The organism is Mucilaginibacter sp. (assembly GCF_039207105.1).
In the GTDB taxonomy this organism is placed as follows: domain Bacteria; phylum Bacteroidota; class Bacteroidia; order Sphingobacteriales; family Sphingobacteriaceae; genus Mucilaginibacter.
Genome location: NZ_JBCECK010000157.1, coordinates 1 through 10,956 on the forward strand (window position 1 = coordinate 1; position 10,956 = coordinate 10,956).

Sequence of the window (10,956 nt, forward strand, 5' to 3'; positions counted from 1 at the left end):
GATGAATCGACACCGCCTGAAAGGCCAAGCACTACTTTATCATCGCCCAGTTTTTGACGCAGGGCGGCAATGGTAGTTTCGATGAATGAATCGGGTGTCCAGTCTTGTTTGCAACCGCAAATGTCAACCAAAAAGTTCTCCAGCAATTGCTTGCCGTCGATACTGTGGGTTACCTCCGGGTGAAACTGGATGCCGTAAGTCTGGGTACCGCTTACCTGGTATGCCGCAACCTTTACGGTATCGGTACTGGCAATGATCTCGAAGTTATCGCCAATGCGGTCAATGGTATCGCCATGCGACATCCATACCTGCGAGCTTTCGGGAATGTTTTTAAACAGCGGATTTTCCTTATTAATAAAATCCAGGTTGGCGCGGCCATACTCACGGGTGCTTGAAGCCAAAACTTCGCCGCCATGAAAATGAGCTACATATTGCGCCCCATAACAAACACCTAAAATGGGGCGTGTGGTATGAAACTGCTCAAAATCAAACCTTGGGGCATCTTCCTGCCGTACAGAATACGGACTGCCGGAAAGTATGATTCCTTTTACAGTGCTGTCAATTTCGGGATAATGATTAAACGGGTGGATCTCACAGTAAATATTGAGCTCCCTGACACGGCGCGCTATAAGTTGGGTGAATTGCGAGCCAAAGTCAAGAATGAGGATTTTTTCTTGCATGGGCAAAGATAAAAATTAGATATGAGATGTAAGATAAGAGATTTGAGATTTTGAAATTCAGGCTTATACCTTATTTTTTGTCTGAACCAGGATTTTTGGGGATTGGTGGGTTATCACGATTTAAAGCTTATCATGGCTGTTAAGCAAAAACATTATTGAGTGTGGCATGCAACCGCGAAGTTGACAGAGCAAATCTGTATAATTCGCGATTGCTTCACAATAACATATTTTTAGCTAAATCTTTTTTAGACAAAAAGGCATTAAGCCCACCTTCTGCTTACACTTCCGGTTCCTGCTGGCTCAGGCAATGGAAACTGCCCAGCCCCCATATAATATCGGTAGAATCGATACCGATAACCTCGTGGTCAGGGAAACATTGCTGTAAAATATCGCAAGCCTTATCGTCATTTACCGAACGGTAAGTGGGCACAATAACCGCAGAATTAGCTATATAAAAGTTAGCGTAAGATGCCGGCAGGCGTGTATCATCATAAATCACGGCTTCGGGCATCGGCAGCTCAACTATGTTCAGTTGTTTGCCGTTAAGCAGACGCATGTTTTTTAAGGTTTCCAGGTTTTCCTGTAGTATGTGATAGTTTTCGTCGTTTTTATCATCTTCAACTACGGTAACTACGGTATCTTCATTTACAAAGCGGGTGATATCATCAATATGACCATCGGTATCATCGCCTATAATACCATCGCCCAGCCATAAAATTTGCTCGGCACCGTAATAGTTGCGCAGGTAAGTTTCTATTTGATCCTGGTTTAAATGCGGGTTGCGGTTTTTATTCAGCAGACAGGCAGTAGTGGTTAAAATAGTACCCTTACCGTTAAAATCAACCGAACCACCTTCCATCACAATACCCGGATTAAAAACCGGCAGACCGAAACGCTCACCAATTTTTGTAGGTATCACATCGTCCAGATCAAAGGGGGGATACTTCCCGCCCCAGGCGTTATAACCCCAGTCAACAATGGCTTTTTGTTTATTTTCAAGATTGATAACAAAGGCAGGGCCATGATCGCGGCACCAGGCATCGTTAGTACCAAAATCAAACAGTTCAACCCGGCTCATATCAACACCCGCGTTTTGCAGCTGAAAAGTTACCGAAGCCTCCATCGCTTCATCAACCACGTTGATGCGCACCAGCTCATTACGGGTTAAAACTTTGATGAACTCGATGTATGATGGATATACCGAATCCAGCTTACCCGGCCATGAAGCCTCCTTATGCGGCCACGAAAGCCAGGTAGCTGTATGTTTAGCCCACTCGGCAGGGAAATGAAAACCTTGTGAGGCCGGGGTTTGTATAGTGGAGATGTTTTTAAGGTCCATAGTCGATGGTCGATAGTCCATAGTACAAAGTGGATTATAATGAGTTTTTTAAAGATGATATCATTTTACATAATGATTGATATTCATTGTATAACTTTTGAAAATCGTCTTCTTTAATGATTTTTCTTTTTTTCGCGATAAATAAACAGGATACCACTTCTACAGCAGATCGTAAAGAATAGCTTAAGAACGTTTTAAAAACAGGGTTTGTTTGTCCGGTGCAACCTTCAGCTATATTAAGTACCACTGAATCTGCTGCTCTTTTAATTTGAGAGGTTAAAACAAACATTTCTTCTTTGGGAAAACTTCCTTTTGTAAGCATGTCTATTTCCTCAGTCAAATCGAGCGCTTTTTGCCAAACCTGTAAATTTTCAAACTTGAACGCCATTCTTAAGTTTTTATACTATGGTCTATGGACCATTGACCAAAATTTAATCCTCGTCTAACAGCCTCTTAGTTATCGGCTGATAGCTGTCAATCCTGCGGTCGCGTAAAAATGGCCAGTGGCTCCTGTAATAGTCAGATTTATCCAGGTCAAGTTCGTGTACAACCACTTCCTCCTCATCATGTGATGTTTGGTGGATGATAGCACCGAACGGATTGGCAAAGAATGAGCCGCCCCAGAATTTTACGCCGGCTTCTTCGCCAACACGGTTAACGCTTACCACGTGAACGCCATTGGCTACCGCGTGCGAGCGCTGAATGGTTTGCCATGCATTGTATTGTTCAATATTGGTAGCCTCATCCTGCGTGGTAGCCCAGCCAATTGCGGTTGGGTAAAATAATATATCGGCACCCATTAACGCGGTGATGCGGGCAGCTTCCGGATACCATTGATCCCAGCATATCAATACGCCTAATTTGCCGTATTTGGTTTTAAATACTTTGTAGCCCAGATCGCCGGGGGTGAAGTAAAATTTTTCGTAAAAGCCCGGATCATCGGGGATGTGCATTTTGCGGTATTTGCCCAGATAGCTTCCGTCGGCATCTAAAACGGCGGTAGTATTGTGGTAAACACCCTGCGCGCGTTTTTCAAACAGCGATGCTATGATCACCACGTTCAGCTCGGCCGCTACTTTTGAAAGTTCGTCGGTTGATGGGCCGGGGATGGCCTCGGCCAGCTTAAAGTTGTCGTAATCTTCAACATCACAAAAATAAAGTGAGGTAAATAATTCCTGTAAACAAACTATTTGCGCGCCTTTGGCAGCAGCTTCCCTTACTTTAACTATAGCCTTTTGCAGGTTCTGTTGCTTATCAGCAGTGCAGCTCATTTGTACCAGGCCAACTTTTACTTTACTCATCTTACAAAAATTTGCGCAAAAATAACAATTGATATGATGATTTTCATTCAATTAATTAATGATTACATGCGGTTGATACTTTATGTTTTTATAATAATATGCAAACTTAATACTACAAAGTACGTTGTTGAACCAAAGTTGTTACACTTCAAAAAAAAATTCATGTGTACATTCAAATAATTAGCTTTGCAGCCAAATGACAGAAGACGAAATAATTGACGAAGGCGCAGAACACAAAACCTGGAAAGGTAAGCTTTGGGGCGTTATAAAAGTTATATTAATTATTGTAGTTACCGGCGGCCTGTTGTACTGGGTTTTCAGTAAAGTACCGTTCGCTAAAATAAAATTCCGCCTTGCACACGCTAATCGGGCCTGGCTGGCAGCAGCTATTTTGTGTTACGTGGGCTCTATGCTGTTTTCGTCATGGCGTTTGCTTAGTTTTTTTAAATCTATAGGTCTTAAACTTGATTGGCGGTTTAATCTCCGCCTGTATTTTTTAGGCCTGTGTTATAATGTGCTGTTACCTGGCGGTATAGGCGGCGATGGATATAAAATTTATCTGCTGCATAAAACTTATAAATTACCCACCAAAAAAGTTTTCTGGGCTATTTTATTCGACAGGCTAAGCGGTTTTTGGGCTATTGGCGCTATAGTGGTTGGGCTGATTATTTTGATCCCAAGTTTTCCATATCATTTAGGTATTCCGCTGAGTATAGTTTCGACAGGATCTGTAATTTATTATTTTGTTGCACGTAAATTTTTCAGAGATTATACCCACAATTTTTTCTCGGGCCATTTGAAAGCCATAGGTGTACAAAGCATGCAATTATTAGCAATTGTATGCCTGCTGCTTGCGCAGGACTTTAATGGCAAGTTTGCCCCTTACCTATTATCATTCTTGTTCTCTTCATTAGCTGCGGTTATTCCATTTAGCTTAGGCGGCGGCGGTATCCGGGACGCGCTGTTTTTAACCCTGGCACGTCAGTTTAATCTGACCGAAGATATGGCCGTTTACCTGAGCTTTGGCTTTTACCTCATCTCTATCATTGTTGCCTTAATTGGTATATATTATGTGATACGCCCAAAAAGGTTAGAGAAAGGCTTGCAGGCGCCATCGGAATTTTCATTGAATGAGCAGCAATAAATCAGAATATTATTTTGATTTAAAGGCTTTATTAAAATCATATTCTAAACTTTGCAAGTGAAGTAAGCAATTACTTAAATTGGCGTTCAGTATATAAATCAGATTATATTAATGAGCCATTTTAATGATTTTAACAATCCGCAGGTTGCTGCGTTGCCGGGCCATTTAAAGCAATTTATTGTTAACCAGCACTACGAACATTACACCCCGATAGATCATGCCGTTTGGCGCTACGTGATGCGCCAGAATTATAGCTACTTAAAGGATGTGGCCTACTATCCTTACATCCCGGGTTTAACCAAAGCCGGTTTAACCATTGAGCGTATTCCCGATCTGCAGGAGATGAACAACGCTTTGGCCAAAATTGGCTGGGGTGCCGTTACTGTTGATGGCTTTATTCCTCCGGCGGCCTTTATGGAATACCAGGCCTATCGGGTACTGGTTATCGCGGCAGATATACGTCAGCTAAGGCATATTGAATATACTCCGGCACCTGATATTATCCATGAATCGGCCGGACATGCGCCTATTATTGCCGATAAAGATTACCATGAATATCTGAGTTATTTTGGTTCGATAGGGGCTAAGGCCATGTTTTCGGCACAGGATTTTGAGCTTTATGAGGCCATCAGGGCGCTATCTATATTAAAGGAAATGCCCGATGCAGATGAAGACGAGATCAGAAAAGCTGACGAGCTGGTAGCTTATCGCCAGGAAAACATGGGCGAACCCTCAGAAATGGCTCTGCTCAGCCGATTACATTGGTGGACGGTAGAGTATGGTCTGATCGGAACTTTGGAACAACCTAAAATTTATGGTGCCGGCCTGCTCTCGTCCATTGGCGAAAGTGCCAGCTGCATGAACCCGGAGGTTGAAAAACTATGGTATACTATTGATGCCCTTAAATATAGTTATGACATCACCAAGCCGCAGCCGCAACTGTTTGTAACGCCAACCTTTCAAAACCTGATCGATGTGCTGGAGCAGTTTGCCAATACCATGTCGTTCAGGCGGGGAGGCGCCTATGGCTTAACCAAGGCTGTGGAAAGCAAAAATACGTGTACGGCTGTTTACAGCTCAGGTTTGCAGGTATCGGGTACCATCACCGAATTTAAAGCTGATGTGCACGATAACCCTTATTTTATAAAAACCATCGGGCCAACCATACTGGCAGTAAATAATAAACTGCTGAAAGGGCACGGTAAGGATCATCATCGGGATGGTTTTAGTTCGCCCGTTGGTAGGCTTAAAAATGTGGATACACCTCTGGAAGACTTGTCTGCCGATCAATTAAAAGATCTGGGTATTATCGAAGGTATTGAAGCCATACTTGATTTTGAAAGTGGTATAACGGTTAACGGTACAGTGAAAAGCATACTGTCATCGACAGAAAAAATACAGCTCATTACTTTTACCAATTGCACCCTTACCGATAAAAAAGGACATACCCTGTTTGATCCGTCATGGGGTGTATATGACATGGCCGTGGGCGAAAAAATTGTATCAGTGTTTTGCGGAGCTGCCGATAAGGAAGCATTTGAGGATATCGTTTACAAATCAAAAACCGAAACCCACCATGTGGAATATGATTGGAAAACCCGCGAACTGCACAAGCTTTATCAGCAAATACGTAATTGCAGGCTTAAGCAGGGCGACTATGGTTTTCTGGGCAATGTATGGCAAAAATTGCAACACGATCATCACAACGACTGGCTCTGTGCATTGGAGATACTGGAAATGCTTGAACATGAACGCATCGAACCGGTATTATCCGCCGAGATCAAAAAATTCCTGGAGCAAAAGGCCATTGCCGAACCTGAGCTGAAAAAGCTCATCAGCGATGGTTTTTATCTGATAGCCCATCCGGTTGAACAGAATTTGGTATTTTAGGCGGAATAAAATCAAAAAACGTCATTGCGAGGAATGAGGTAAAAGCCTCACCCAACCCTCTCCAAAGGAGATGACTTTAAAATACTTTTTAAAGTCTCTCCCTTTGGGGGAGATTTAGAGGGGGCTTTTACTCGGTTCCTTGCAATGACGATTTTAATAATTCATTGATCTGGGGCTAAAACTTATGAACATTATAATAACAGGCGCCAGCAGCGGCGTAGGATTTGAAGCTGTAATTGAACTGATACTTTCGGGCAAACATAAAGTAATTGCCTTAGCCCGTACCCAGGAAAAACTGGAGCGACTGCTGGAAATAGCTCATGGCTTAAACCCTGACTGTGAGCTTTATGCCCTGAAGTTTGATATTGTTCATGACGATTATGAAGGTCTGCAGCAATTTATTGCCACCAATTTTGATAACCGGGTTGATGTATTGATCAATAACGCCGGCGTACTCATTAACAAACCTTTTACTGAATTACAGGAAACCGACTTTGTTGAAATGCTGCAAGGCAACTTCATTGGGCATGTTCGCATTATCCAGGCACTGCTGCCTGTAATCCCGGCTGGGTCACATATTTTAAATATAGGTAGTATGGGCGGTTACCCGGGCAGCGCCAAATTTGCAGGTCTGGCGGCATATTCTGCAAGTAAAGCAGCATTGCATACCCTAACCGAATGCCTTGCACAAGAACTGGTAGAGCAGGATATCAAAGTAAACTGCCTGGCCCTGGGTTCGGCACAAACCGAAATGCTTGAGAAAGCATTCCCGGGGTATCAATCGCCGGTACTGGCTTTTGAAATGGGTAAATACGTAGCTGATTTCGCGCTTACCGGGCATAAATTCTTTAACGGCAAAGTGTTGCCTGTTGCCGTGACTACTCCATAGGTGTAGTCATTGTTAACGGTATTTTTTCAACCCTCTTTTTCGGCGAAGCCGAAAGGAAGGGTACCAAACACAGTGATGGTCGGGTGAGTCGCCGGCCTTCCCTGTCTCCGGCAAAAACTCCCTCCCCCATTCGCCGGATAAACCCTCGTCTTTACCGATTTCCCCCGCTTGGTTACCTATAATTCATTGTTGCAACATGAATACCACCCTAACTTTAGGGTATAATTTAATACTTACAACAATGAACAACCATATAGAAACTACCGTTACCCCCAATAATAGCAAAACTGCTGCAGGGGTAATTTTATTAGCCATTGGCGGTATATTATTGATCAGAGAATTTGACCTGTTCCTCATTCCCGACTGGCTGTTTAGCTGGCCCATGTGGCTTGTTGCCTGGGGCTTATACATGGGTGCTAAATACAATTTCCGCAAACCCTCATGGCTCATGATCAGCCTAATAGGCGTGGCCTTTTTATTAACCGAGAATATCCCTAATGCCGAAGGTATTGTTTGGCCGGTAGCTGTAATGGGCTTTGGTACCTGGATGATCATGAAGCCCCGCAAGCATAAGGAAGAATACCTGTTTGAAAAGCCGAAAGAAACTTTCCAGTTCCATAAACCAACCGAACCGGAGGTATAATTAATAGTTTTGTTTTCATGTATTGGGGATGTACCGCTTGGGTACTCCCCTTTTGTTGTTTTGTCCCAACTGCTTTCTAAAGAGTAACAGCCAATGAAAAGTATAGTCTATAATTGACTCCCCCGGTCTATGCTTCGCTGGACCACCCTCTCTTCGCCTGAGGCGGAAAGGAGGGTGAAAAAAATATTTTCTTTGCGAGAAGGAACGACAAAGCAATCGCGAACAATGTATGTTTTCTCTGTAAAGTTCGCGGTTACCACGCTACGCTCACAATGACAAAATATTCTCCCGCCCTCTTTCCAGCGAAGCTGAAGAGAGGGCCGACCAGCGAAGCGTAGTCGGGGTGAGTCGTTAAACAGCCTGATTTGATAAACCACACCTTTTTTAAAGTCTCTCCTTCTGGGGGAGATTTAGAGGGGGCTTACATGTACCAACACCTAATTTTAATTATCCCCCAACTTTTTCACCGACAAAACTTACCTTTCCACCGATTTCTTTAAATATGTCGCCAACTTTTGTTTGCCTCATGTATAATGTTACCTTAGTTTTGGATATGATTTAATTTGCACACAAATGAATAACGATATAGGAAATGTAAACAACCCAAATAAGGGAAAAGTAATGGCAGGGCTCATCCTCCTTACTGTGGGTGGGTTGTTGCTTATAAAACAACTGGCCGATTTTTTAATTCCGGGCTGGCTGTTTAGCTGGCCAATGGCACTTATAGCCTGGGGCCTTTACCTGGGTGCCAAACACAATTTCAAAAAGGCTTCATGGGGCATACTGGTATTTTTAGGAGTTATCTTTTTACTGAACGAGAATATTGACAACGCCGGCCGTATTGTTTGGCCTATAGCCATTATTGCCTTTGGTATGTGGCTTATATTGAGGCGCGGAAAACATAATTATAAAGACCCAAGGTGGGATGGTAAGCAGCCTGCCAATTTCGACTTTGATAAAGCCAACCCAGAGGTTGATTATACGGTAAAAGATGGTGACGATGTACCACCTAAAGAACCATTTACCCGGCCATATGGATCGGGCGACGATTACCTGGAAGCGATATCTATTTTTGGTGGGGTTAATAAAACCATACTGTCAAAAAGCTTTAAAGGCGGCGAAATTGTAAACATTTTTGGCGGCGCCGAACTTGATTTTACGCAAGCCGACATCAGCGGCAGGGTTTACATTGATATTACCCAGGTATTTGGCGGCACCAAAATTATTGTACCATCAAACTGGCAGGTAATATCAGATCTGGCCGCTGTTTTTGCAGGTGTTGACGACAAACGCATCCGGAGCACCGCATCACCCAATAATGAAAAAATATTGGTACTGAAAGGCACCTCCATTTTTGCCGGTGTTGATATACGCAGCTATTAATTTAGTATCAAGCAACAATTTGGTATCAAGTATTTAGTATCAAGTATCACGACAGAATTAAAATTTGATACTAAATCCTGACACTAACTACCGGGTTTTGATATAACTATTTGATACCTAACAACAGGACAGAAATGTCTTGATACTTGATACTAACTACTTGATACTAAAAAACAAACAATTATGAACTGGTACGTAGCGAAATTAGTTTTCAGGGTAATTAGTGGCGATGGCGATCACCAGGCGCAGTTTGATGAGCAATTACGGCTCATTAGTGCCGAAAGCGAGTTAAGCGCTTTTGAAAAAGCCAACAAAATTGGCCATGCCAATCAGGATAGTTTTAAAAACATTGAAAAGCAAACCGTTAAATGGCAGTTTATTGATGTGGCCGAATTAAACCAGATACGTGAGCTTACCGACGGTGCGGAGCTTTATTATAACATACACGAAACCCCTGATGCCGACCTGTACATTGCCTGGGCACATCACAAATCGGCATTATTGGGTGTAAGAAACTGATTGGAAGAGAAATAAGAGACAAGAGACAAGAATCAAGAAATAGAGACAAAAAAATCATATGATGAGAAACATGGAATTAAAGACAAAATGCATCCTGCATTCTCCTGTCTTGATTCTTGACTCTTATCTCTTGATTCTATCGCTCAAATAAAAAGCATGGCATTACCGGCATTATCAGCTTCAAAATTATACGGCGCATTTATTGCATGCGGGCTCATCTGGGCCGGCCTGCAAACCTATATTGTGCATAGTTTTGGCTTTTTCTGGTTTACGGCCTCTGTTGATGGCCTGCTGAGCGCTATACTGCTTTCCGGTGCCTGCTGGCTTATTAATAACAACCTGCGCTATTACCAGCCGGGTAAGGGCAGTTACATTAACCTGTTTATATGGTGTGTAGCACTGGGCGGTATATGTACATTGGGCTGCCGCTATTTGCTGCCCTTAATTAATACAGACAAGGTATTTATAAATTTTGTACAGCAATCCATCATCATCCGGTTTTTTACTGATTTTTTAGCTATCGGCTGGATGGCCATGATCAGCTTGTTGTGGTACTCTCAGCTTGATCAAAAAGAAACCCAAAAACGTAAAACTGAGGCCGAGCAATTGGCCCGCGATGCCGAGTTGTACAATTTACGCCAGCAATTGCAGCCGCACTTTTTATTCAACAGCCTTAACTCCATCAACGCGCTTATTGGCTTTAAACCCGATGAAGCCCGCCGCATGATACATCAGCTGTCTGACTTTTTGCGCGGTACCTTAAAAAAAGACGACCAGCAACAGGTGCCTTTAAGTGAGGAACTGGCACATTTAAACTTATATTTAGATATAGAAAAAGTGCGCTTTGGCCATCGCCTGCAAACCGAAATAAGCTGTGATGATAAATGCAGCGCGGCCGTAATGCCATCTATGCTGCTGCAACCGCTGGTTGAAAACGCTATAAAGTTTGGTTTATATGATACCACAGGCGAGGTAACGGTAAGCATACGCGGCGAACTGGAGGACAATTACCTGGTATTGATGGTGCAAAACCCTTATGACCCGCAAACTTCGCGCCCTCAAAAAGGTACCGGATTTGGCCTCAGGGGTGTACAGCGACGCTTGTATTTGCTTTTTGCCCGTAACGATTTGATGGAAACTCATGCAAATGATAATATATTTACAACCA

11 protein-coding genes are annotated in these 10,956 nt (G+C 43.0%); 7 read left to right on the plus strand and 4 right to left on the minus strand.

Annotated features, from left to right (window positions below; translation table 11 throughout):
* The 4 genes from guaA to AAGC65_RS21655 all read right to left on the minus strand — a co-directional run.
* A partial coding sequence (gene guaA / locus AAGC65_RS21640; protein WP_343114549.1) for a glutamine-hydrolyzing GMP synthase occupies nucleotides 1-680 on the minus strand: 680 nt, incomplete at its 3' end.
* Nucleotides 681-957: 277 nt separating this feature from the next.
* Nucleotides 958-2,040: an agmatine deiminase family protein gene (locus AAGC65_RS21645; protein WP_343114550.1), complete on the minus strand. Its 1,083-nt coding sequence runs from the start codon at nucleotides 2,038-2,040 to the stop codon at nucleotides 958-960.
* Between the two features lie 13 nt (nucleotides 2,041-2,053).
* Nucleotides 2,054-2,407, minus strand: coding sequence for a four helix bundle protein (locus AAGC65_RS21650; RefSeq protein ID WP_343114551.1), 354 nt, complete (start codon nucleotides 2,405-2,407; stop codon nucleotides 2,054-2,056).
* 43 nt (nucleotides 2,408-2,450) lie between these two features.
* Entirely contained in the window at nucleotides 2,451-3,320 is an 870-nt protein-coding gene (locus tag AAGC65_RS21655; RefSeq protein WP_343114552.1) for a carbon-nitrogen hydrolase, read from the minus strand.
* A gap of 196 nt (nucleotides 3,321-3,516) precedes the next feature.
* On the opposite strand from AAGC65_RS21655, the gene AAGC65_RS21660 reads away from it, so the two are divergent.
* From AAGC65_RS21660 to AAGC65_RS21690, 7 genes are all read left to right on the plus strand, one after another.
* On the plus strand, nucleotides 3,517-4,464 hold the full coding sequence (locus AAGC65_RS21660; protein WP_343114553.1) for a lysylphosphatidylglycerol synthase transmembrane domain-containing protein: 948 nt from the start codon (nucleotides 3,517-3,519) through the stop codon (nucleotides 4,462-4,464).
* Nucleotides 4,465-4,575: 111 nt separating this feature from the next.
* Entirely contained in the window at nucleotides 4,576-6,354 is a 1,779-nt protein-coding gene (locus tag AAGC65_RS21665; RefSeq protein WP_343114554.1) for an aromatic amino acid hydroxylase, read from the plus strand.
* Between the two features lie 184 nt (nucleotides 6,355-6,538).
* Nucleotides 6,539-7,243, plus strand: a complete 705-nt coding sequence (locus AAGC65_RS21670) for an SDR family oxidoreductase (RefSeq protein ID WP_343114555.1) — start codon at nucleotides 6,539-6,541, stop codon at nucleotides 7,241-7,243.
* A gap of 241 nt (nucleotides 7,244-7,484) precedes the next feature.
* Nucleotides 7,485-7,886 carry a LiaF transmembrane domain-containing protein gene (locus tag AAGC65_RS21675; RefSeq protein ID WP_343114556.1) on the plus strand — a complete coding sequence of 134 codons (402 nt, stop codon included), beginning with the start codon at nucleotides 7,485-7,487 and terminating at the stop codon, nucleotides 7,884-7,886.
* 573 nt (nucleotides 7,887-8,459) lie between these two features.
* The gene (locus AAGC65_RS21680) at nucleotides 8,460-9,269 is read left to right on the plus strand and encodes a LiaF transmembrane domain-containing protein (protein WP_343114557.1); all 810 of its coding nucleotides are present in this window, start codon (nucleotides 8,460-8,462) and stop codon (nucleotides 9,267-9,269) included.
* A 183-nt stretch (nucleotides 9,270-9,452) separates the two neighbouring features.
* Nucleotides 9,453-9,788 carry a DUF4288 domain-containing protein gene (locus tag AAGC65_RS21685; RefSeq protein WP_343114558.1) on the plus strand — a complete coding sequence of 112 codons (336 nt, stop codon included), beginning with the start codon at nucleotides 9,453-9,455 and terminating at the stop codon, nucleotides 9,786-9,788.
* Between the two features lie 156 nt (nucleotides 9,789-9,944).
* On the plus strand, nucleotides 9,945-10,956 hold a 1,012-nt coding region (locus AAGC65_RS21690), incomplete at its 3' end, for a histidine kinase (protein ID WP_343114559.1).